The organism is Acinetobacter modestus (assembly GCF_014636095.1).
Classification (GTDB): domain Bacteria; phylum Pseudomonadota; class Gammaproteobacteria; order Pseudomonadales; family Moraxellaceae; genus Acinetobacter; species Acinetobacter modestus.
Window position 1 is genome coordinate 280,338 of record NZ_BMDV01000002.1, and the last position, 24,022, is coordinate 304,359.

Here is a 24,022-nt window from a genome sequence, read left to right on the forward strand (position 1 = left end):
CAATCTGCCTAGAATTGAACGATTTTTTAGCGAATGTAAACAATTTTTACTGATATGAATTGTCAATCACCTTAAAGTCTAACAATGATAAGTATTTAATACATCATTTTAATCTAATATTAAGCTGCCCACGATAAAAAGTTAATAAGCTTATAAATCATGGATACTTTCTCCATAATTTATTCACATTTCAACATGCTATATTGTTGTATGCATTGAAAATATCAACATATTTTTACGAAAATTACAGTTGGGTTATGATACAAACATAATCTTAATATTCTATAGATCATTAGTACGTAGGTTCTCACTTCATGAAAAGTCGCTATTTACAACAAGGAATGTATGCTGCGGTATTTACGGTTGCTGCAGTACAGGTTAATGCTGCTTCACCAGTAGATTTTTCAAACCTCGTTGAGCAGGTGAGTCCTGCAGTTGTCAGTGTCAATGTTGTAAAAAAAATGACTCAGGAAGAGTTGTTACAGCAGCAAGTGCCTGAAATTTTAAGACGTTTTTTTGGTAATCAAGTCATTATCCCTCAGCAACAAGGGCCACAAGAAAAAACTGCATACGGTAGTGCGTTTTTTATTAGTAAAGATGGTTATCTCGTTACAAACCACCATGTGATTGAAAATGCGTCTCGTATCAGTATTACTTTAAACGATCGACGTGAACTTGATGCAACTTTGGTTGGTAGTGATGAGCGCACTGATGTTGCTGTGCTTAAAGTAAATGGTGCAAATTTCCCAGAATTAAAAATTGGTAATGTAAACCAGTTAAAAGTTGGTGAGCCTGTTTTAGCAATTGGTTCACCTTTTGGCTTTGACTATTCTGCTTCAGCAGGGATTGTGAGTGCTAAATCTCGAAATATGAGTGGTGAAACGTCAGTTCCATTCATTCAAACAGATGCTGCATTAAACCCTGGTAACTCTGGTGGTCCGTTATTTAACCAACGTGGAGAGGTAGTTGGTGTTAACTCGCGTATCTTTAGTGGTACTGGCGGTTATATGGGCTTGTCATTCTCTATTCCTATTGATGTCGCGATGGATGTAGTCCAACAGCTTAAAACCAATGGTAAAGTGACTCGTTCATACCTTGGCGTGATGTTGCAAGATATTGATCGTAACCTTGCAGAAGCATACAAATTACCAAAACCAGAAGGTTCATTGATTAATCAGGTTACACCGAAGTCACCAGCTGAAAAAGCAGGTTTAAAGTCTGGGGATGTAATTTTAAAAATTAATGGTTCTTCTATTTCCCGCACTAGCGATTTGTTAAATGTATTAAATCGCGTAGCGCCTAATCAGACTGTTCAATTAGAAATACTACGTGACGATAAAGTCCGTACTATTTCAGCAACTTTAGGTACTGCACCAGACGATACGCCAGCCGCTGAGGATAAAAACAATCCAACCAGTGGTCTAGGAATGAGCATCCGTAATTTGACGCCTGAAGAGCAAGCAAAATTGGATGTTCGCGGTGGAATATTGGTGCAGGATGTTAAACGCGGTAGCTTGGCATCATTATCAAACATTGTTGCAGGTGATGTTATCCTTCAAGTGAATGGTACACCTATTTTAAATAGTCAAATGTTTGTAAAAACAATGGCGGCTCTACCAAAAAATAGTGTTGCTCGAGTAGCTATTATTCGCCAAGGCCAGCGTGCAATTTTAGGTTTACGTTTACCTTAAGCTATTGTTAGTTTTTTAAAACCACCCTGAAAATAGGGTGGTTTTTATTTTGTAATGTATAAGTGTTTAGATTAGTGTATGCGACTGAGCTTGGATTGACGAAATAAGTAGGTTTATGAGTACTATTTTTGATTTGAGAATAACTGTACAACCTGAACATATTGATGTTTTAGGTCATGTCAATAACGTCATGTATATTCAATGGATGCAAGATGTCGCAGCAGCGCATATTGAAAGATTAGGTTTAGGTCTAGCTCAATATTTAGAACTCAAACATGCAATGGTGGCGGTAGAGCATCATGTTCAGTATCGGAAAGCAACACTTCAAGGTGAAGAAGTCATCTTGCGGACATGGTTAGATGATATTAATGCGCTCTATTCCTTTCGTCAGTACGCATTTTACCGTCCAAAGGATCAAAGTATTTTATTCGTAGGGAATACCAAATGGGCGTGTATTGAAATTACAACAGGCCGTCCAAAGCGTATGTCACCGAGTTTTACTCATGCCTACCAACCGATTGGATCAGGTTTAAATCCGATGGATTTTTCAACTTTATATGAGTAAATCGAAGGACTGAAATCGCCATCTAGAGGCTTTGATGGGGTAATTATTTTGAATACTTTGAAATGCTGTTCTGCTATAATCCCCAACAATTTTGTTAAACCGCTTTGGCTCATGACTTGTTATAAGTTTAGAGCATTCTATTTTGTTAAGGTAACCCATGGCGCAAGCTAAAAAATCCGTAGATATCAAAAATATACGTAATTTCTCGATTATTGCTCACATTGACCATGGTAAATCAACCTTGGCGGATCGATTCATTCAAATGTGTGGTGGTTTACAAGATCGCGAGATGCAAGCTCAAGTATTAGACTCTATGGAGCTTGAACGTGAGCGTGGGATTACCATTAAAGCTGCATCGGTAACGTTGTATTACACGCATCCAAATGGTCAAGAGTATCAATTGAACTTTATTGATACGCCAGGGCACGTCGACTTTTCTTATGAAGTATCACGTTCTTTGGCCGCATGTGAAGGTGCCCTTTTAGTCGTCGATGCTGCGCAAGGTGTTGAAGCACAATCTGTAGCAAACTGTTATACGGCGATCGAGCAGGGGCTAGAAGTTCTACCAATCTTGAATAAGATTGATTTGCCACAAGCAGAACCTGAGCGTGTGATCCACGAAATTGAAGAAATTATCGGAATTGAAGCGACAGATGCGCCAACCTGTTCAGCAAAAACGGGTTTGGGGGTTGAAGGTGTTTTAGAGCGCCTAGTTGATGTGATTCCAGCGCCAGAAGGTGATCGCGATGCACCTTTACAAGCATTAATTATCGACTCATGGTTCGATAACTATTTAGGAGTTGTTTCTCTCGTTCGAATCAAACAAGGTCGTGTTCGCAAGGGCGACAAAATGTTGGTGAAATCAACGGGGCAAACTCATCCAGTTACATCTGTTGGCGTATTCAATCCTAAACACACTGAAACAGATATTCTCGAAGCGGGCGAAGTTGGCTTCGTGATCGCTGGTATTAAAGATATTTTTGGTGCGCCTGTGGGCGATACAATTACTTTGTCTAACACACCAGATGTCGCTATTTTACCAGGTTTTAAGAAGGTTAAACCGCAGGTGTATGCAGGCCTTTTCCCAATCGACGCCAGTGACTTTGAACCATTCCGTGAAGCGCTACAAAAATTACAAATTAATGACTCAGCGCTGTTCTTTGAACCAGAAAGTTCAGATGCTTTAGGCTTTGGTTTCCGTTGTGGCTTCCTAGGCATGCTTCATATGGAAATTGTACAAGAGCGTTTAGAGCGTGAATACGATCTTGATCTGATCAGTTCTGCGCCGACAGTAATTTATGAAGCATTGACTAAAAAAGGCGATATTATTTATATCGACAGCCCATCAAAAATGCCTGATGGTTCAACAGTTGAAGATTTGCGTGAGCCGATTGCAGAATGTCATATTCTTGTGCCACAAGAATATTTAGGTAATGTCATGACTTTGTGTATCGAACGTCGTGGCGTTCAAAAAGATATGAAATTCTTGGGTAATCAAGTTTCAATCACTTTTGAAATTCCTATGGCAGAAGTAGTGATGGATTTCTTTGATAAGTTGAAATCTTGTTCACGTGGTTTTGCATCTTTAGATTACAATTTCGTGCGTTTTGAGAGTTCATCTTTAGTTAAGGTTGACGTGTTAATTAATAGTGAAAAGGTCGATGCCTTAGCTATGATTTGTCACCGTCAAGATGCGCGTCATCGTGGTATTGCGTTGGTTGAGAAGATGAAAGATTTGATTCCACGCCAAATGTATGATGTTGCAATTCAAGCTGCAATTGGTGCACAAATCATTGCACGCTCTACCGTAAAAGCCATGCGTAAGAATGTATTGGCAAAATGTTATGGTGGTGACGTTTCACGTAAGAAGAAACTTCTTGCGAAACAAAAAGAAGGTAAGAAACGTATGAAGCAAGTAGGAAGTGTTGAAATTCCTCAAGAAGCGTTCTTAGCTGTATTGAAAGTGGATAGATAAAAAGAGAGAGGCTAGGTAAATAAATTTACCTAGCTGCAAAACGAGCAGCTAGACTGCGGGAGAGGGCGTGTGGATTTTGATTTTAATTTGATTCTGGTACCAGTTACACTGATTTTTTTTCTGGTGTGGCTACTCGATAAATTTGTACTAAAACAACGTGCAAATAAAGGGCGTGATCAGGAAAATTTTGTTATAACGTGGGCATATGATTTTTGGCCCGTGTTAGCAGTAGTCTTAATCCTTCGTTCTTTCTTATATGAACCATTTAATATTCCATCTGATTCTATGGTGCCTACCTTAGAAACAGGTGATTTTATTTTAGTAAATAAATTTGATTATGGTGTGCGCTTACCGATTGTAAATGCAAAAGTAATTGATGTAGGTGAGCCAAAACGTGGTGAAGTCATCGTATTTCGTTATCCACCACAACCAACCATTAGCTATATTAAGCGTGTGGTGGGTTTGCCAGGCGACCATATTCAGTTTAAAGCTGGACAATTAATTATTAACGGAAAGCAAATTGCTAAAGTCGCAACTGAATTTAAACGTGATAAAGATCAATTAGAAACTCCCACAGTTTATTACTTTAAAGAAACATTAGGTGAACACCAGCATTTAATTCGTTATTTAGATGGTCGTAATCCTTTAGCAGAACAATTTCAATTTGCAAAGTTACGTGGAGCTGATGCTCTAGTTCCATTTGTTGCCAAAGAGAATAATGTTTTTATTCAAAGTAATGGACAGGATTGGGAAGTAACTGTGCCAAAAGGACAGTATTTTGCAATGGGTGATAATCGAGATCAAAGTGCAGACAGTCGTTTTTGGGGATTTGTCCCTGAAGCGAATTTAACAGGTCGCGCTTTTTATGTTTGGATGCATAAAGAACCTGGTTTTAACCTGCCAAGTTTCAATCGCAATGGTAAGATTAACTAATAAAAATACATAGGAAGTATGCAGATGCGTAAATCTCAACAAGGGGCATCTTATATCGCAATATTGTTTGGAGTGATTTTATTTGCGATGGCTGTGAAAGCAGCAGTCGCAATTTGGCCAGCTTATTGGGATGATAAAATTATTGATACGCAGATTCAGGAATTATTAAAAGAGAGCCCTGATAATGTGACTCCAGCAAAATTTACCGCTCAAATGGAGCAAAGAATGGAAATGAACAATGTGAGAGACTTACGTTTTCCAAATATTGCTCAAGTGACTTATAAGGACGATTTAGTTGTAAAGAAAAAGTATGAAGTGCGTAAACCCTTTGTATTGAATATTAGTTTAGTTATGAATTTTGAGAAGACTTTTGACCAAAAATCTGCAAAACAAGCTCAATGATACACGGCTACAAGGCCGAATAGGTCACCAGTTTAAACAGTTTGAATTGTTAAAACTGGCTTTGACCCATCGTTCGGTCAGCCATAAACATAATTATGAACGCCTAGAATTTCTAGGCGATGCATTATTAGGAATGATCGTTGCAAATTATTTGTACAATACCTATCCGTTGGAAAATGAAGGTCGTTTAACGCGAATGCGTGCGACTTTAGTTCGACAGGAAGCATTAGGAAAAATCGCAAATGATTTGCAACTCAGTCGGTCATTAATTTTAAGCACAGGCGAGTTAAAATCAGGTGGACACCACAGAGAGTCAATTCTGGCGGATACCGTTGAAGCAATCATTGGTGCTATTTATTTAGACAGTAATGATCTCAACTTGCTAGAACGCATTGTGCTAAAATGGTATGAACCATATCTTGATCATATCGAACCGACAGATCAACTCAAAGACCCTAAATCACGTTTGCAAGAGTATTTACAAGCACGTAAAAAACCTCTCCCAGTTTACGAGGTTGTAGATATTCAGGGTGATGCCCCGAATCAACATTTCAAAGTGGAATGTGATGTAGCGGGATTGCCAAAAATTATAGGCGAGGGCTCAAGTCGTCGTTTTGCCGAACAAACGGCAGCGGCAGAGATTTTAAAATTATTGGAGCAATAACCTGATGTCTCATTCAGAAGAAAATAAGCCGGAAGCAACTGAACAGCAAGATAGCAATAATCTAGTTGATCAATTTTTTAGTTCTCAAGGAGCGACCATTCCTTCAGATTTTAAAAGCGGTTTTGTTGCCATCGTTGGTCGCCCAAACGTGGGCAAGTCAACTTTGATGAATCATATCTTGGGTCAAAAACTATCGATTACCTCACGTAAGCCGCAAACCACACGCCATAAGATCGTGGGGATTGATTCACGTGAGAAATCACAGGCTGTATTCGTAGATACGCCTGGGATGCATAAGAAAGAAGTGCGTGCCATCAATAAGATGATGAACCGCGCTGCACATTCGGCATTGCGTGATGTGAACTTGGTTTTATTTGTGGTTGATGCACAAAAGTGGACTCAAAACGATGAATTGGTTTTGGAAAAGCTTAAAAATGCAGAGATGCCTGTGATCCTCGTGATCAATAAGCTAGATACATTTGAAAATAAAAATGAAGCTTTACCGCTGATTCGAGAGCGTGCGAAGCTGATGAATTTTGCTGAAATTGTTCCAGTTTCGGCATTGCGTGGTGCAAATCTAGATCATTTGCGTGACACGATTGAAAAATATTTGCCATATCAGCCACCTTTGTATTCATTGGATCAGATTACCGATCGTTCTGAGCGTTTCCTTGCGAGTGAAATCATTCGTGAGAAAATTATGCGTCAGTTGGGTGAAGAGCTTCCATATGATTTAACGGTTCAAATTGAATCATTTAAAACCGAAGAAGCAACCGTAAATGAAAAAACAGGTCGTTTAAAGCCGCCATGTACGTATATTGATGCGACCATTTTTGTAGAACGCCAAGGTCAAAAAGCCATTGTGATTGGCGATAAAGGTGCGAAGCTAAAAAGCATCGGCATGGATGCACGTACAGACATGGAAAAAATGTTTGAGCAAAAAATTATGCTAACGCTTTGGGTGAAAGTCAAAGGTGGTTGGTCTGATGATGAGCGTGCACTAAAAAGCTTGGGTTATAGCGATATTTAATCGCATTTAAGATAGTGGAAACAGGTATGAAAGCAACAATTCGTATACTCGCGATCGTGACATGTGTATTCATGTTGCAAGGCTGTATTCACAAGCTTGTGACTGTACCTGTTAAAGTTGCTTATAAGACCACCAAAGGTGTTGTTAAAGGAACTGCTGCGGTTGTTGGCGCAGTGATTCCCGATGGCGATGATGAAGAAAAGGATGAGAAAAAGAAGGACTAGTCTCGTACTATGATGCGCAATGAAGTCCTACATGGTTATTTGATTCATCATCGTAAATATCGTGAAAAAAGCCATATTGTGCATTTATTTACACAAGAATATGGTCGGGTGGATGGGATTCTAAGACAGACCCCACCGCCGCAATATCAGCCTATTCTTCTGCAAGCCACAGGCAAATCTGAACTAAAAAACTTCACAAAACTGGAAATTCTGAATCAACCTGTATTCTTTCATGGTGATGCATTTTTTGCTGGTTTTTATTTAAATGAAATTCTATTGCGACTATGTCCCTTAGAAGAGATGATGCCGCAAACATTTGAACAATATCAGTTAATTTTAGTGCTGTTACAGCAATTGGCCACACACGAACAAGCTGCTGTATTTCTTCGGCAGATTTTGCGTCAATTTGAGCATGTATTATTGGTGGAACTTGGCTATGCCATTGATTTCTCAACAGATGCGAGTCAACAAGACATTCAGGTTAACCAGCATTATCAATTTCAGCTCAATGATGGCTTTCTGCCAGTTTCACAAGCCTCGCGTTCAACACTTGATGGTGTGTTGATTGCTTCAATGCAAAGTTATGAAGATGGGCAGGATTTTTCTCACGAACAATTGCAATTATTGGGTAAACTATACCGTCAAATGATTAGCTCCTTGTTGGGTGATCGACCGCTGAAAAGCCGTCAACTTTGGATTCAAAGTACACAAACTTGATATTCCTGATGTATTTAAAATAATGATTCAGGGCTAAACCGATAGGATATTTTTTATGGCTGCAATCTTAGGTGTAAACATTGATCATGTTGCGACATTAAGACAAGCACGTGGTACAGCTTACCCTGATCCAGTTCAGGCTGCTTTGGTGTGCGAACAAGCTGGTGCTGAAGGGATTACTTTACATTTGCGTGAAGATCGCCGCCATATACAAGATGATGATGTACGTCGTATGCGTCCATTATTAAAAACACGTATGAATTTGGAATTGGCGGTAACTGATGAAATGGTTGCATTTGCCAAAGAGATTCAACCTCAGCATATTTGCTTTGTACCTGAGCGTCGTCAAGAAGTGACCACCGAAGGTGGATTGGATGTGATTGGGCATTTTGAAAAAGTGAAGGCGGCAACTGAAGCACTGAAAGCGATTGGCAGTGATGTGTCTTTGTTTATCGATGCAGATTTTGCACAGATTGATGCAGCTGTGGCATGTGGTGCACCAACGATTGAAATCCATACGGGCGCTTATGCTGATGCCGAAACAGATGAGCAGCAACAAGCTGAATTAGCTCGTATTATCAAAGGTGCTGAGTATGCAGCGGCAAAAGGCTTGGTTGTGAATGCTGGACATGGTTTAAATTTGGATAATGTGGCAGCGATTGCAGCAATTCCACAAATTCATGAACTCAACATTGGTCATTCGATTATTGCTGACAGTGTATTTGTGGGTTTGTCTCAAGCAGTAACAGATATGAAAGCAGCGATTCAGGCTGCTGCGAGATAAGTTGATGAGTAGTGTAAATTATGATGAGTTGATGCAACCTGTCATCGCATTTTTAGGTTGTGTGACTCCTCAAGCATGGTTAGATGAGGCCATTAATAATCTTGATGTATTAATGCAAGATCATGCCAACTGTGAGAAAAAAGCGGCAAGTACGGCCATGAATTTGATGTTCCGCTATAGCTTTTTTACAGATCTGCAAGTGAAATTGGCGCAATTGGTGCGTGAAGAAATGCTGCATTATGAGCAGGTTTTGGAATTCATGAACAAACGTGGCCAAGAGTGGAAGGGTTTGAGTGCAGGGCGCTATGCAGGTGGATTACGTAAAGAAATCCGTACCTATGAGCCTGAAGCTTTAATTGATGTCATGATTATCGGTGCATTTGTCGAAGCACGTTCGTGTGAACGTTTTTATGCTCTGGCACCTGTTGTGGACGATGAGCTGGGGCGTTACTACCGCTACTTACTTAAGTCTGAATCTCGTCATTTTGAGGACTATTTGGCTTTAGCTTTAGATGTTGCAAAAACGGCGAAACTTAAAGATCCAGAAGAGACGATCCAGCAACGGATTGAGCATATTCGTGAAGTGGAAAAAAATCTAATTTTAAGTCCCGATGAGACGTTCCGCTTCCATAGCGGTGTGCCAACGCGGGTCGCCGCCTAAGCTGATTTAAAAGACAAAAAGCTTCTGTCGATCAGGAGCTTTCTTATTGGTCATTTTTGTTATTAAGTAATAAAAAAGCCCCGATTATTGATCGGGGCTTTTTTAGAATCTTGGCTCTTCCACCTGGGCTCGAACCAGGGACCTGCGGATTAACAGTCCGTCGCTCTACCGACTGAGCTATGGAAGAATAGTAGATTGGCTCTCCAACCTGGGCTCGAACCAGGGACCTGCGGATTAACAGTCCGTCGCTCTACCGACTGAGCTATTGGAGAATCTGATGCGCATTTTAGGGATGAATTTCAGATGCGTCAATAAGAATAATAAATAAAATGAATCGTTTGCTTGATAAATATGCTTTTTAATTTTTAATTATAAAAAAACTGCCCGAAGTGGGCAGTTTTTATTCAAGAAATAAAAATTATTTCTCAACACCTGCTGCTTGACCAGCAAGTTTTGCATTTGCATAGTCCCAGTTCACTAGGCTTTCTAAGAAAGTTGCGATGTATTTTGGACGTAAGTTACGGAAGTCGATGTAGTAAGCATGTTCCCAAACGTCGATTGTTAATACTGCAATTTGACCGTGAGCAAGTGGAGTATCTGCATTTGCGGTTTTAGTAATTGATAATTTACCATTTACTTCGTCAGCAACTAACCAAGCCCAACCTGAACCGAATTGAGTCGTTGCAGCAGCAGTAAATTCTTCTGCAAATTTTTCATAGCTGCCAAAAGCTTCTTCGATTTTAGCTGCGATTGCGCCAGTTGGTTTACCACCACCGTTTGGCTTCATGCTGTTCCAGTAGAATGTGTGGTTCCATACTTGTGCAGCATTGTTAAAGATACCTGCTTTAGAAGCGTCACCAGCAGATGCTTTGATGATTTCTTCTAAAGTTTTACCTTCAAGGTCAGTGCCTTTGATTAGGTTGTTTAAGTTAACAACATAAGTATTGTGATGTTTATCGTGATGGTATTCTAAAGTTTCGCGAGTAATGTGCGGAGCTAAATCATCATAGCCATATGGAAGTGCAGGTAAAGTAATGGTTGTCATGTTCCAATCCTTGCAATTGCTGGGTTTTACGTTAAGTGGCTCTATTGTAAATGATTCCAAAGATAATAGGGCAGTCTTTTAAAGAACGATATACAATAAAGGTTCAATTAAAAACGATAAATAAAATCGGATTCGTCAATTCTATTAAATCGGATTATTTAGTTCGAAATAGATAGTTTCTACAGCGAACTGATTTGTAATTGCTTGAGCAAGACGTTGTACGCCATATCGTTCAGTTGCATGATGACCACAGGCAAAATAATGAACCCCTAATTCTTTGGCTTCATAAAAAGTACGCTCACTCACTTCGCCAGAAATATAAGCATCACAATCTTTTTCTGCTGCTTTATTGATAAAATCTTGAGCGCCGCCTGTGCAAAATCCTACTTTTTGGATTTGAGCTTTCTCGCTCGGCAAATGAATCACATTAAAATCAAAAATAGCCTGTAAATTTGTTTTAAATTGCTCTGGGCTTAATGGATTTTCCAAATAGCCTATATTCCCAATCGGATGCTTTTCGAATGGATCTAAAGCTTCTAGATTTTTTAAACCGATTAAATCTGCAATTGCGGCATTATTGCCAAGTGCGGGATGTGAGTCTAAAGGCAAATGGTAAGCGATCAAAGAGATATTGTTCTGAATTAATTTTTTGATTCGATTACCACGCATACCTGTAATAGGATAGGCTTCACCTTTCCAAAAGTAACCATGATGGACAAGTAAGGCATCTGCTTGTTGCGCAATAGCTGCATTAATTGCATCTTCTGAGGCTGTAACAGCACAGACTATTTTATTTACCTCAGGCGTGCCTTCAATTTGTAAGCCATTGGGTGCGTAATCTTTAAACTCACTAACTTTTAAAGTTTGATTACACCATTGCACAATATCATGCAAATTTGCCATGCGATTCCTCAACTGAATGATATTTATAGATTCAGCTTAATAAAAGCATATTTTTAAATGTAACTAAAGCTAGACAAAACTTTTTTAACTTTTACATTGCTTTAAACCAATTTACTTTACAATAACTGAAAGTTGTTGTTCTTCTTCAATAAATAAACTTGTCCATAACATAATTTTGCTTAGAGGATAATAATCGTGCGCCGTGCATTTACATGGTTACCTTGGGTTTTACTTGTCATTGTTATATTCAGTTTTCTAGCATGGCAGAAATCACATCAGCCTAAACCAACAGTTGCTGCTGATGGGGTCAAAATGCCTGCTGAAAAAGTGGAACCCCTTATTGATACAACTCGAACGGGTGGGGTGGTTTCCTATAGTGCTGCCGTAAAAGTTGCTGCACCAGCGGTCGTAAATATTTTTACCACACAGAAAGTAAAACAGATGAATCATCCTTTATTGAATGATCCTGTATTTCGTGAGTTTTTTGGTAATCAAATTCCTCAACAGCCTCAAAATGAAAATAGTTTAGGTTCAGGTGTTATTGTTCGTGCAGATGGTTATATTCTGACGAATAATCATGTGATTGCTCAGGCAGAGCATATTGTGGTGGCATTGCATGATGGTCGTCGTGCTGAGGCGAAAGTCATTGGTACAGATCCTGATACTGATTTAGCTGTGATTAAAATTGAGTTAGACAAGCTTCCTGTTCTACCGTTTAAGCTCAGTGGTAATGAAGTTGGTGATGTTGTTCTTGCAATCGGTAATCCATTCGGCGTGGGGCAAACAGTTACCCAAGGGATTATTTCGGCGACAGGTCGTTCAGATTTAGGTATCAATACCTATGAAGACTTTATTCAAACTGATGCGGCGATTAATCCCGGTAATTCAGGTGGTGCATTAATTGATGTTGCGGGGAATTTAATCGGCGTAAACACTGCGATTTTCTCTCAATCAGGCGGTTCATTAGGGATTGGTTTTGCAATTCCAGCGAAAATTTGTCAGCAAGTATTAAATTCAATTTTGAAAGATGGTCGTGTTGTTCGTGGTTGGTTAGGTATTAGCTTAATTCCTAATACGATGGATGAGGACGTATTGGCTGCGAAACCTGTTGGAGTCGTTGTTGCTGATGTCTTACGTGATGGTCCTGCAGATGTGGCAGGTGTAAAACGCGGCGATAAAATTATTCAAGTCAATAATGAGCAAATTACTTCAGCTTCACATTTGATCAACTATGTTGCATTGCAAGCACCACAAAGTGTGATTGATGTGGTGATTGAAAGAAATGGTAAGCAACAGAGCATGCAAGTAAAAGTTGGAGAGAGAAAAACCCAACAAAATGCGCAGTCGCAATATATCCCATTGCCTAAGCGTCAAGACTAATATGATCTTATGATTTAATTTGAATATGAAAGGCTACTTAGGTAGCCTTTTTATTTATGAAAAGAAAAAAGCTTGCTGATAAAGGTCGATCAGCAAGCTTTTTGCAAATTTTGGAGTTTTTTATTTTTTATTACACCATCGAAATTTGATAATTTGATGACAGTTTTTTTATAGTTAGATTACAACGACTCAATATCAGTATTTATAATCTACTTGCAACCATAACTTTTGAGTATCTACAGAAAACTCTTCCGCTTGATAATCTGAGAATTTTGCTAGAGCAGACAGGCCTTTAATAGGCAAAGCATGAGAATAAGAAACAGAGAATTCTTGACCATAATCCATATTTTTTTCATCACTACGATATTGATGTAGTTCAGTGCCTAATTTACCTTTACCAAATACATTAAAATTTGATGAAATGTAAAGGTCAGTTAAACCATTCACAGGCGTTGTCAAGAATAAGTCAGCCCATCCGTTAAACTTATGTTTAGTCGCCAATGGTGTTTGAAATGCAATTTTTCCATCATCACTACCAAGCACTTCATAGCCAAGTGCGATTTCACCCAGTGCCGAGCCTTTATCCGTGATGCTGTAACCTAATTCTAATGCATAATAATTTGCATCATAATTTATAGGTTGGTCAGCATATTCACTTTGTTTGGCATATTCAGCAACGTATCTAAAATTGTTTTTCTTACCTGTTAAGCGTAAGCCATAGGTTTGATTTGACCAAGCACTTAAATCCTCTAAATCCATCAAATACCCATATAATGTTGCGTTCAACAATGGGTTGTAATTCATTTTAGCTTGAATTAAATGAATTTGACTGTTTTGTTTGCCATCTTGAGCTGCTACAAATTTAGGTTTTGCATCTTCACTGCCAAAAATAGTATTGACTTGATCAATATAGGCATAATAGAAACCAAACTCTTTGCAAGGTTTAATATTTAAACTAATCGCATCAAAGGTTTGATCATTTTGACGCCAAGCTACGGAGCCTACAAAGCGCTGATTATCTAAATTAATAGCTTGACGACCAATACTTAAATCAAACTTTGGACTATAAGCATATTTTAAATAAGCTTGATTCAATTGTAAGTTTTGAGGATCAGGTACTGTACTGTAGTTTGTTTCAGCATTACGTGTACTATTGAAATCATCATTAATTTCGACAGTGCCTTCTCCTTGTACAAATGCGCTTAAGCCATGCCAAGAGCCAGTTTCCAGTGAAGGGCGTAGTCTCAAAGTCCAAGCATCAGCATTTTTTAGTTGGTTATCTTGGTCAACCAATTCGTAACGCAGGCGACTATCGAGAGAAAATTTAGTTTGGCTTAAAAAGTTATCTGCGGCAAATGTCGTAGTTGTTAAAACACTGAGCATAGCAAAGCTAAGAAGATTCAATTTCATATTGAGACCCCTGAGAGATTATAATTTCTGGATTTAATTTAGATATTGTGCAGGGGAAAGGTAAGTTTCCCCGCACTAAGTGAAGGATGATTAAGAGGTGACAGAGTTGCGTTCAAGCACAGCTTGGTCAAACAGTTGCTGTTCTTTTGTTTTATGTTCTACAGAGAAGCGGATGAGGATGACACCGAAGGCAGCCACAGTTACAAGACCACCTAAAATCATGAGGCAAGTTTGAACATCTAGTAAGCCTTTGAGTAAGAAGCCTGCTGCAACCGCACCAACATTACCACCAGCACCAATAATGCCCGCCACACCACCAAGTGCATTACGGTCAATGAAAGGAACTAAAGCATAAGTTGCTCCGCAAGACATATGTGTGAAGAGCGCGAAGACAGTCATACTGATAATAGCAAGAGCTACAGTATTCATTTGTGAGAAGAGAATGAGGAACAAGCCTTCACATAAGATAAGAATAAATAATACTTTTGTACGACCATCTAAACCTTTTGAAATCGCAACTTTATCTGAAACAATTCCACCTAAAGCACGAGCGAATAAGGCAAGTAGACCAAAGATACCTGCTGTTAAGCCTGCTTCTTTTAAGCCCATATTAAAGTGGTCGACATAATACATCGCAGCAATATTATGAATGAAAATCTCAATACCAAAACATGCTGCGTAAGAAACAAATAGAATCCAAACACGATAGTTACGAGCAGCTTGCATCAAGATAGCAACCCCACCTTTTTTACCGCTACCAACTTCTACACCATTAGCACGTAATTCTTTGAAATCTCCTTGTGGACAGTCTTGTGTAAGTTTCCAATAAAGTACACCAACAATTACCATCATAATGCCTGGTACAAGTAAAGCGATTCTCCAACCCATTGCTTGTTCTACACCAAACATCACAATTGCACCGAGAATTAATGGCATGATTGCTTGTGTTGCACCTCCACCCGCATTTCCCCAACCTGCAGAAGCCGCATTGGCTGTACCGACGACATTCGGTGCAAACATAACACTGGTATGATATTGGGTGATGACGAAGCTCGCACCAATTGCACCAATCAAGAGACGGAAAAACAAGAACGATTCATAAGTATTTGCTGCTGCAACACCGAAAACAGGAATACTTCCAACAATGAGAAGAGCAGTATAGGTTTTGCGTGGTCCATATTTGTCACAGAGTGGACCAACAATGAGTCGGATCAGAATTGTGATTGCAACCGCAGCGATATTGATGTTTGCGATTTGGTCTTTGGTTAGATTAAATTCACCTTTGATGACTGGCATTAATGGTGCACAAGCAAACCAAGCGAAGAAACATACAAAGAATGCGAGCCAAGTCATATGAAAAGCACGCATGGCAGGCGTTGAAAAGCTAAATAATTTTATTTCAGTTGCTTTTTTAGCATTTAGATTCATTTTTGAAGACATAACCTTCCCCTGAACTGAACGAAATATATTTTTGCTATGCAATATTTCTGCATACACAAACCGAACAGAACGGACTTCATTGGCCGTCAGCAAATTTTTTATGAATCGTCGTTGATTCATGATGCTTGTTACTAAGCAAGGGGTGTGCCAAAAAACAAATTTGATCAAAATTTAAAATTAACTCTATAATTATAAATATATAATTATATTGGAAATATTATTTCTATTGATGGATGTTATTTATCAATGAATCTCATATGCTTTATTGATATTTATGTTTCTTCGTTATTTCGAAAATGATTGCAATTGGTGCATATTTTTTATGCATGATGATTTAAAAGGTGGCGATAAATAAAAAAACAGCCGAAGCTGTTTTTTCTCGATCTTGGTTTAGAAGCGGTAGCCAACGCCTAAATAAGTAATGAGTGGGTCTATATCAATTTTGGTATTTGCTTGGATCAACTCTTTACCTGTATTGCGGTCAGTCACATAGATTTTTGCTTCATTATTCATTTTTGAATAAGAAACTGATCCAACGGCAAACCAATTCGGATTGAAATCATAAGTTGCGCCTACTGTGACAATCGGAGCAAAAGTATCAGTCGCTTCCAATTTGACAATAGGATCTGCTGATGATGTCTTACCATCTAAGGCAGCTCCCGCTTTGCCGTCATGGATATTTTGGATCATGTGACCAGCTTTTACTAAATCAGATTCTATGCCCGAGTTCATTTTAAGATCATTAAAATAAGCATACATCACACCTGCTCCAACGTAAGGTCGGAATTTATTCACGCCTGATTTACCAAACTGGTAATGGAGTTCCACCGCAGGTAGCCAAGCACGTGCAGTTGCTGCTTTGCCTCCTTGGGTCAGATCTGTGATATGAAGATCCTGTTTTAAGTCAATATCACCTAAAATAGTACTTGCTGACCCACTTAATGGCGCGTATATGTCGCCTTTTCCTTTAATATCAACTTTTGGAGGAATTCCTGCCTTAATCTCTAGAGATAAATTATCAGTAAAGTGATAATTCGCCATAATACCGACGGTATCTACATTGTCCGCTTCTAAACCTGTACCTTGGCTTTGCCAGTTGGATAATCCTTTAATGGTAGCTGTACCTGTTGCAAGTCCAGATACAGTATCGGTTGGCCATAAATTAATGGCGCCGTAAACGATAGGGTTGGAATCTTTGACTGCTGCATCTAGTACGGCTTGTTTAGACACATCACCTACTTTAGATTGTGTTCCCTCAGCTACAGTCGTATTGATATTAATAGGATTTGCAGAACCTTGTGGCATGGCATGTAACCAACCAGCTGAAAGAGAGAAACGTTTGAAACCATCTCCATCTTTTAAACTAAAATAAGGTGACTCCGCAAAACTAATAGTGGGTAGGGTTGCAGCAATTCCTACTGCAATGCATAGCATGCGTTTTTTCATAGTGAGGACTCCATGTCCGATTTATAAGAAACTTTTTATTCTGATAAAAATAACGTTTTTTACTAAATGGTTTGTTTAGTTAGAATTTATAATTGTTATGCTTATGAAGACTTTTGTTTGATTTAGATGAATTAATGAAGAAATTATGGATATTAAAAAAAGCTACCGAAGTAGCTTTTCTTTAACGAAATAAATTACATAAAACGAGATAAATCTTCTTCAGGACGAGCAGTAAGTACTTCGATGCCTGTTTCTGTTACCAAAATGGTATGTTCATACTGAGCTGAAAGTTTGTGGTCTTTAGTAACCACAGTCCATTTGTCACCTAAAAGTTTTGTTTGCCAAACCCCTGCATTGACCATTGGTTCAATCGTAAACGTCATGCCTGCTTCTAAGCGCATACCCGTACCTTTCTGACCATAGTGTAAAACTTGTGGTTCATCATGGAAGACATTGCCAATACCATGACCACAATATTCACGTACAACGCTAAAACGTTCAGACTCAACATATTGTTGGATTGCATGCCCAATATCGCCAAGATATGAGCCGTGTTTAACCGTGGCCATACCACGATACATGGCTTCTTGTGCAACTTGGCAGAGACGATTCGCAAGAATAGAAGTCTCTCCACCGACGATATACATCATGTTGGTATCGCCGTGATAACCATCTTTAATGACTGTTACATCAATATTGAGAATATCACCATTTTTTAAAACTTTACTTTCAGAGGGGATACCATGACAAACGACATGGTTAACCGAAGTACAAATTGAATGTTGAAATGCTGGACGACCAGGTGCAGCACCATAGCCAACACATGCTGGAATTGCTTGTTGTACATTTTCAATGTGATTACGACAAATTGTATCAAGTTCTAGGGTATTTACGCCTGCTTTAATATACGGCTTAATCATGTCTAAAATTTCAGCCGCCAGTTTTCCTGCAACACGCATCTTTTCAATTTCTTCGGGCGTTTTGATTAATCGACGAGGAGCTGTATAAGTCGTGTTCATGATCTCTAAAAACTTTTGGTAATTTGCAAGCGTCTATGGTATAAATAGCCGCCTATTTTATCAAATGCTTTTCGTGACAATTTTGCTTATAAAAGTTGTGCGAAAAACTGATGAATAGTTATCAAAAATCCGCACATATATCGACACATTACTCTGGGTGCCTAGCAATAGGTGGAGAATGCGGATATATGGAGGCCTAACCCAAACTTTAAGGTAAAGAAAATGGCAGATTACAACGTAAGCATGCGCGACCTTCTTCAAGCAGGCGCACACTTTGGTCACCAAACTCGTTTTTGGAACCCAAAAATGCGTCAATATATTTTCGGCGCGCGTAACAAAATTCACATCATCAACCTTGAACACACTGTTCCTGCGTTAAATGATGCTTTGAACTTTGTTAACAATCTTGCAAGCAAAAAGAACAAAGTATTGTTCGTTGGTACTAAACGTGCTGCTTCTAACATCATCCGTGAACAAGCTCAACGTGCTGGTCAACCTTATGTAGATCACCGTTGGTTAGGTGGTATGTTGACGAACTGGAAAACACTTCGCCAATCTATCAACCGTTTAAAAGATCTTCAAACTCAATCTCAAGATGGTACTTTTGCTAAGCTTACTAAACGTGAAGCTTTAGAGCGTACTCGTGAGATGGAAAAACTTGAACGTGCTTTAGGCGGCGTTAAAAACATGGGTGGTTTACCTGACGCATTATTTGTAATCGACGTTGATCACGAAGCGATTGCAATCAAAGAAGCGAAAAACTTAGGTATTCCTGTAATCGGTATCGTTGATACAAACTCTAACCCAGATAACGTTGATTATGTTATTCCTGGTAATGACGATGCGATCCGTGCAGTAACTTTATATGCATCAGCTATGGCAAATGCAATTCTTGCTGGTAAAGAATATGCTCAATCACAAGCGAATGCACAAGCTAAAGGCGATGACGCTGCAAAAGACGCTTCTGAGGCTTAATGCGGTTTGACGCAAGCTTGTCATTTTTGCGACATGTAATGGTGGCAAATTAAGCGTCGAGATTGCAAACGGTCCAGAGTTTCTTTGGGCCGTTTTTGTTGAACAGATTTATTTTCTACCGATTTTAGGAGATCAACATGACTGCAATTACTGCAAGCATGGTAAAAGAATTACGTGACCGTACTGGTCTTGCAATGATGGAATGCAAAAAAGCATTAACAGAAGCAGGCGGTGACATTGAACTTGCGATTGATAACCTTCGTAAATCAGGTCAAGCAAAAGCTGCTAAAAAAGCAGGTAACATTGCTGCTGATGGTGCGATCACTATCATCCAAAACGGTAATAAAGCAATTCTTGTTGAAGTTAACTGTCAAACTGACTTCGTTGCTAAAGACGAAAACTTCAAAAACTTCTCTGATAAAGTTGCTGCTGCTGCACTTGCTGCAAATGAAACTGATGCTGCAAAAATTGCTGAACTTAAGCTTGAAGATGGCGCAACTGTAGAAGAAGCTCGTGTTGCACTTGTTCAAAAAATTGGTGAAAACATTCAAGTTCGTCGTGCTCAAATCGTTGAAGGCGAAAACTTGGCTGTTTATAAGCACGGTTTAAAAATCGGTGTTGTTGTTTCTTACACAGGTGATGCTGACACTGGTAAAGGTATTGCAATGCACGTTGCTGCGTTCAACCCAGTTGCAGTAAATGCTGAATCTGTTTCTGCTGACTTGATCGCTAAAGAGAAAGAAATTGCTGAAGCGAAAGCATTAGAATCAGGTAAGCCTGCAAACATCGTTGAGAAAATGGTAACTGGTTCAGTTGAGAAATACTTGAACGAAGTTGCACTTGATCGTCAAATGTATGTTATCGATAACGACAAAAAAGTTGCTGACGTATTAAAAGCAACTGGTACAGTTGTAGCTCAATTCGTTCGCTTCGAAGTAGGTGAAGGTATTGAGAAGAAAGCTGAAATGAGCTTTGCTGACGAAGTTGCTGCTGCTCAAGCTGCTGCTGCTCAATAATTTTTATTGAATCAGTAAAAGTTAAAAAACCCAGTCATAATGACTGGGTTTTTATTTATGTTAATTTTTAAAAATTATTCGTCATGTGTTTCTTTAAGTTTTGCCAATGCTTCAATTCGATACTGAATGAGCATTTCACCAATTTCTGCACCTTGAACATGTTCTGGTAAATCCTGTGCTCTAATATTCCGAACAATCTCCATGGCATCCAAAATATACTGTGCTTGTGGGTAAGGGCGATCTTCTAAACCTAATCGACCTTTAGCATCGCATTCACAAGCCTGCACAAAAGCAATGACTTTTTCTGGTTTTCGTAAAACATCTAAGCGCTGTAGTAAACGCCATACAGTACCAGGTTTCAAATTCTTGATTTGATGGCATTTAAGATGTTCTTTGCAAACAATTAAAGCTAAATTTTTCAGATGTGTGGGAACTTTCAAGCGTTCACATACGTTTGTAACGGGTTCTAATCCACGTTCCTCATGCATGATATGTCGTGGTAATTCCTCAGTTGGGGTAAGTGCTTTCCCTAAATCATGTACCAAGACAGCAAAACGTACATCTAGTCCATAGTTGGCCTGACAAGCTTGTTTTAGTGCCATTAAGGTGTGTACACCACAATCTATTTCAGGGTGGTACTCTGGGCGTTGAGGAATACCAAATAATGCATCTATCTCAGGAAACAGTACTTTTAGCGCATCACAATCTCTTAATGTTTGAAAATAAATATTGGCATGATCTTCCATCAATGCACGAGAAGTCTCTTTCCATACACGTTCAGGTGTTAAAGCATTCAGTTCCCCTGAATTGGCAATCCTTTTCATTAATTGCAAAGTTTCTTCTGCAATTTCAAATCCATAACTAGCATAGCGAGCAGCGAAGCGAGCAACACGTAGCACACGTAAGGGATCTTCTGTAAATGCATCTGAAACATGGCGTAGGATTTTCTGATCAAGATCTTTTTGACCACCATATGGATCATAAACTTGTCCAGTTTCATCCATTGCCATTGCATTAATTGTTAAGTCACGGCGAATTAAATCTTCTTCTAATTTAACAGTGGTATCAGTAAAAAATTGGAATCCGTGATAGCCAATGCCTGATTTTCTTTCAGTACGTGCTAGTGCATATTCTTCTTTTGTTTTTGGATGAAGAAATACAGGAAAATCCTTTCCAACGGGTTGGTAGCCTTCAGATAATAATTGTTCAGGTGTTGCTCCAACCACAACATAATCTTTTTCGTGATAGGGGTGACCGAGTAAATGATCTCGAACAGCACCGCCTACTAAATAAACTTGCATAAAAAACCTCTATTCTTCACACAATCATGCTACAGAATAGAGGTTTTCTCAAGCATTAAGCATAGCTTTTAATGTTAAAAGCTATGCTTAAACTGTATCAGTTTTGGCTTTGCTGAATTTCAGCAACAGTTAAAGCTGTCATATTCACTAGACGGCGGGTAGTTGCTGTCGGTGTTAAAATATGAACTGGCTTTGCTGCGCCTAACAAGATTGGACCAATCGTTACATTATTACCAGATGTTGCTTTTAACAAGTTGAATGAAATATTTGCAGAATCTAAATTCGGCATGATCAACAAGTTTGCTGAACCTTTAAAGCGAGAATTTGGGAATGCAAAATGACGAATATTATCATCTAATGCAGCATCACCATGCATTTCACCTTCAACTTCAAGTTCTGGGGCTTGTTCAGAAAGTAAACGATAAACTTCACGCATTTTCTGAGCACTTGGGTCAACTTGATCGCTTCCAAAACTTGAGTGAGACAGTAAAGCGACACGAGGGGTCATACCAAAACGACGCACTTCTTCGGCTGCTAAAATAGTCATCTCTGCAAGTTGTTCAGCAGTTGGATTGGTATTTACATAGGTATCGGCAATAAACAAGTTGCGATCTTCAAGCATTAATGCATTGAGTGTAAAGAATGTACTACGACCTTCTTTTAAACCGATCACGTTTTTAACGAAATCTAAATGGATATCGTAGCTCGCATAAGTACCACATAGCATACCATCAGCTTTGCCAAACTTAACTAGCAATGCAGCGATTAAGGTTGAACGACGACGTGCTTCACGTTGCGCATATTCAACAGTTACGCCTTTACGTTGCATTGTATTGTAGTAGTCTTTCCAGAAATCATCATATAAAGGATTTTTTTCTTGATCGACGATTTCAATATTAACACCGTGCTGTAAGCGTAAACCGAGTTTTCTGATATTATCTTCAATAACGGCTGTACGACCAACAAGAATTGGTTTAGCTAGACCTTCATCTACAACAATTTGAACCGCACGTAATACGCGTTGATCTTCACCTTCGGCATATGCAATACGCTTAGGATCAGTTTTCGCTTGTGAGAAAATTGGTTTCATTAAGAATGCTGAGTTATATACAAACTCAGAAAGTCTTTGACGATATACAGAGAAATCTTCAATTGGACGGGTCGCAACACCAGAATCCATTGCAGCTTTAGCAACCGCAGGTGCGATTTCTAAAATCAAGCGTTGGTCTAGAGGGCGAGGAATCAAGTAATCACGACCGAATGATGCAGATTTTTCACCGTAAGTCGCAGCATCTGCTTCAACATGTGCCATACGTGCAATCGCATGTACACAAGCAATTTTCATATCTTCGTTGATCGTTGTAGCACCGACATCGAGCGCACCACGGAAAATATATGGGAAACAAAGCGCATTGTTCACTTGGTTTGGATAGTCTGAACGACCAGTTGCCATAATCACGTCTGGGCGAACTTCATGCGCATGTTCAGGTAAGATTTCTGGATCTGGGTTTGCAAGTGCAAAAATAATTGGGTTTTCAGCCATTTCTTTAACCATTTCTTTGGTTAAAATTCCTGCTGCAGAAAGACCCAAGAACATATCTGCGCCAGCCATGACTTCATGTAATTGAGTCGCTGAAATATCTTGAACATAACGTTTTTTCGATTCATCAAGTCCTTCACGTGAAGTTGTTAGAAGACCACGAGAATCAGCTACAATAATATTCGATTTATTTACGCCTAATGCACAAAGCAAATCTAAACATGATAATGCAGCAGCACCAGCGCCTGATGCAACGATTTTAATTTCATCAATTTTTTTATTAACGAGTTGTAAAGCATTCAATAACGCTGAACCTACGATAATACTTGTACCATGTTGGTCATCATGGAACACAGGAATTTTCATGCGTTCACGAAGTTTCTTCTCTATATAGAAACATTCTGGTGCTTTGATATCTTCTAGATTGATACCACCAAAAGTTGGTTCTAATGAAGCAACAATATCAACGATTTTGTCTGGATCATTTTCCGCAATTTCAATATCAAATACATCAACACCAGCAAACTTCTTGAATAGAACGCCTTTACCTTCCATAACAGGCTTAGAAGCAAGAGGACCAATGTTTCCTAAACCAAGCACTGCTGTACCATTACTCACGACGGCAACCAAATTTCCACGTGCTGTATATTTTGCAGCAGCAGAAGGGTCACGTTCAATTTCTAGACATGGAGCAGCAACACCAGGAGAATACGCAAGCGCTAAGTCTCGTTGGTTTACGAGTTGCTTGCTCGGTGTCACGCTGATTTTTCCAGGTGTAGGAAATTCATGGTAATACAAAGCGGCTTCTTTTAAAGATTGATCGTCCATCTGAGTCTCGATTGTTCCGATAATAATCAGGCATATACATGGCTGATGATTATATTAAGATAAGTGCACAAGA

General features: G+C 39.1%; 22 protein-coding genes and 2 tRNA genes. 14 read left to right on the plus strand and 10 right to left on the minus strand.

Annotation, left to right across the window (positions count from 1 at the left end; genetic code table 11):
- Window positions 1-314 precede the first annotated feature (314 nt).
- The 11 genes from IEV17_RS05405 to IEV17_RS05455 all read left to right on the plus strand — a co-directional run bounded on the left by IEV17_RS05405 (window position 315) and on the right by IEV17_RS05455 (window position 9,646).
- Entirely contained in the window at window positions 315-1,691 is a 1,377-nt protein-coding gene (locus IEV17_RS05405) for a Do family serine endopeptidase (protein WP_004661242.1), read from the plus strand.
- Window positions 1,692-1,806: 115 nt separating this feature from the next.
- A complete protein-coding gene (locus tag IEV17_RS05410) occupies window positions 1,807-2,256 on the plus strand; it encodes an acyl-CoA thioesterase (RefSeq protein ID WP_004661244.1) in 450 nt (149 codons plus the stop codon).
- Between the two features lie 157 nt (window positions 2,257-2,413).
- A complete protein-coding gene (gene lepA / locus IEV17_RS05415; protein ID WP_004661245.1) occupies window positions 2,414-4,231 on the plus strand; it encodes a translation elongation factor 4 in 1,818 nt (605 codons plus the stop codon).
- Window positions 4,232-4,300: 69 nt separating this feature from the next.
- On the plus strand, window positions 4,301-5,164 hold the full coding sequence (gene lepB / locus IEV17_RS05420; protein WP_004661246.1) for a signal peptidase I: 864 nt from the start codon (window positions 4,301-4,303) through the stop codon (window positions 5,162-5,164).
- Between the two features lie 24 nt (window positions 5,165-5,188).
- Window positions 5,189-5,566 carry a DUF4845 domain-containing protein gene (locus tag IEV17_RS05425; RefSeq protein ID WP_004661247.1) on the plus strand — a complete coding sequence of 126 codons (378 nt, stop codon included), beginning with the start codon at window positions 5,189-5,191 and terminating at the stop codon, window positions 5,564-5,566.
- Window positions 5,535-6,230, plus strand: a complete 696-nt coding sequence (gene rnc / locus IEV17_RS05430; RefSeq protein ID WP_004661248.1) for a ribonuclease III — start codon at window positions 5,535-5,537, stop codon at window positions 6,228-6,230. Before IEV17_RS05425 ends, rnc begins: the two co-directional genes overlap by 32 nt.
- Before the next feature lie 4 nt (window positions 6,231-6,234).
- Window positions 6,235-7,260 (plus strand): GTPase Era, encoded by a 1,026-nt coding sequence (era, locus tag IEV17_RS05435; RefSeq protein WP_004661250.1) that lies wholly within the window; start codon window positions 6,235-6,237, stop codon window positions 7,258-7,260.
- 26 nt (window positions 7,261-7,286) lie between these two features.
- Window positions 7,287-7,484 (plus strand): NF038104 family lipoprotein, encoded by a 198-nt coding sequence (locus tag IEV17_RS05440; protein WP_004661252.1) that lies wholly within the window; start codon window positions 7,287-7,289, stop codon window positions 7,482-7,484.
- Window positions 7,485-7,493: 9 nt separating this feature from the next.
- A complete protein-coding gene (recO, locus tag IEV17_RS05445) occupies window positions 7,494-8,201 on the plus strand; it encodes a DNA repair protein RecO (RefSeq protein ID WP_004661253.1) in 708 nt (235 codons plus the stop codon).
- 55 nt (window positions 8,202-8,256) lie between these two features.
- The gene (gene pdxJ, locus IEV17_RS05450; RefSeq protein WP_004661256.1) at window positions 8,257-8,985 is read left to right on the plus strand and encodes a pyridoxine 5'-phosphate synthase; all 729 of its coding nucleotides are present in this window, start codon (window positions 8,257-8,259) and stop codon (window positions 8,983-8,985) included.
- A gap of 4 nt (window positions 8,986-8,989) precedes the next feature.
- Window positions 8,990-9,646 (plus strand): MiaE family protein, encoded by a 657-nt coding sequence (locus IEV17_RS05455; RefSeq protein WP_004661259.1) that lies wholly within the window; start codon window positions 8,990-8,992, stop codon window positions 9,644-9,646.
- A gap of 111 nt (window positions 9,647-9,757) precedes the next feature.
- Here the strand turns inward: IEV17_RS05455 and IEV17_RS05460 are convergent.
- From IEV17_RS05460 to IEV17_RS05475, 4 genes are all read right to left on the minus strand, one after another.
- Window positions 9,758-9,833, minus strand: a tRNA-Asn gene (locus IEV17_RS05460).
- Window positions 9,834-9,842: 9 nt separating this feature from the next.
- Window positions 9,843-9,918, minus strand: a tRNA-Asn gene (locus IEV17_RS05465).
- Between the two features lie 146 nt (window positions 9,919-10,064).
- Window positions 10,065-10,691: a superoxide dismutase SodB gene (sodB, locus tag IEV17_RS05470; protein ID WP_004661260.1), complete on the minus strand. Its 627-nt coding sequence runs from the start codon at window positions 10,689-10,691 to the stop codon at window positions 10,065-10,067.
- A gap of 144 nt (window positions 10,692-10,835) precedes the next feature.
- Window positions 10,836-11,594 carry a Nif3-like dinuclear metal center hexameric protein gene (locus IEV17_RS05475; RefSeq protein WP_004661263.1) on the minus strand — a complete coding sequence of 253 codons (759 nt, stop codon included), beginning with the start codon at window positions 11,592-11,594 and terminating at the stop codon, window positions 10,836-10,838.
- Window positions 11,595-11,789: 195 nt separating this feature from the next.
- Here IEV17_RS05475 and IEV17_RS05480 point away from each other — a divergent pair, with 195 nt between their 5' ends.
- Window positions 11,790-12,974 (plus strand): trypsin-like peptidase domain-containing protein, encoded by a 1,185-nt coding sequence (locus IEV17_RS05480; protein ID WP_004661264.1) that lies wholly within the window; start codon window positions 11,790-11,792, stop codon window positions 12,972-12,974.
- Between the two features lie 195 nt (window positions 12,975-13,169).
- Here the strand turns inward: IEV17_RS05480 and IEV17_RS05485 are convergent, their stop codons facing one another.
- From IEV17_RS05485 to map, 4 genes are all read right to left on the minus strand, one after another.
- The gene (locus IEV17_RS05485) at window positions 13,170-14,384 is read right to left on the minus strand and encodes an alginate export family protein (protein ID WP_004661266.1); all 1,215 of its coding nucleotides are present in this window, start codon (window positions 14,382-14,384) and stop codon (window positions 13,170-13,172) included.
- A 90-nt stretch (window positions 14,385-14,474) separates the two neighbouring features.
- Complete coding sequence (locus IEV17_RS05490) at window positions 14,475-15,824, minus strand: MFS transporter (RefSeq protein WP_004661267.1); 1,350 nt, start codon at window positions 15,822-15,824, stop codon at window positions 14,475-14,477.
- A gap of 390 nt (window positions 15,825-16,214) precedes the next feature.
- Window positions 16,215-17,270, minus strand: a complete 1,056-nt coding sequence (locus IEV17_RS05495) for an OmpW/AlkL family protein (protein WP_004661269.1) — start codon at window positions 17,268-17,270, stop codon at window positions 16,215-16,217.
- A 194-nt stretch (window positions 17,271-17,464) separates the two neighbouring features.
- On the minus strand, window positions 17,465-18,289 hold the full coding sequence (gene map / locus IEV17_RS05500) for a type I methionyl aminopeptidase (protein WP_004661270.1): 825 nt from the start codon (window positions 18,287-18,289) through the stop codon (window positions 17,465-17,467).
- 222 nt (window positions 18,290-18,511) lie between these two features.
- Here map and rpsB point away from each other — a divergent pair, with 222 nt between their 5' ends.
- Together rpsB and tsf are read left to right on the plus strand one after the other, a co-directional pair.
- The gene (rpsB, locus tag IEV17_RS05505; RefSeq protein ID WP_004661273.1) at window positions 18,512-19,264 is read left to right on the plus strand and encodes a 30S ribosomal protein S2; all 753 of its coding nucleotides are present in this window, start codon (window positions 18,512-18,514) and stop codon (window positions 19,262-19,264) included.
- 137 nt (window positions 19,265-19,401) lie between these two features.
- Complete coding sequence (gene tsf / locus IEV17_RS05510) at window positions 19,402-20,280, plus strand: translation elongation factor Ts (protein WP_004661274.1); 879 nt, start codon at window positions 19,402-19,404, stop codon at window positions 20,278-20,280.
- A gap of 74 nt (window positions 20,281-20,354) precedes the next feature.
- On the opposite strand, the gene IEV17_RS05515 is transcribed toward tsf, so the two are convergent.
- Both IEV17_RS05515 and IEV17_RS05520 read right to left on the minus strand, forming a co-directional pair.
- Window positions 20,355-21,581, minus strand: a complete 1,227-nt coding sequence (locus tag IEV17_RS05515) for a multifunctional CCA addition/repair protein (RefSeq protein ID WP_004661277.1) — start codon at window positions 21,579-21,581, stop codon at window positions 20,355-20,357.
- A gap of 97 nt (window positions 21,582-21,678) precedes the next feature.
- Entirely contained in the window at window positions 21,679-23,949 is a 2,271-nt protein-coding gene (locus IEV17_RS05520; protein WP_004661278.1) for an NADP-dependent malic enzyme, read from the minus strand.
- Window positions 23,950-24,022 lie beyond the last annotated feature (73 nt).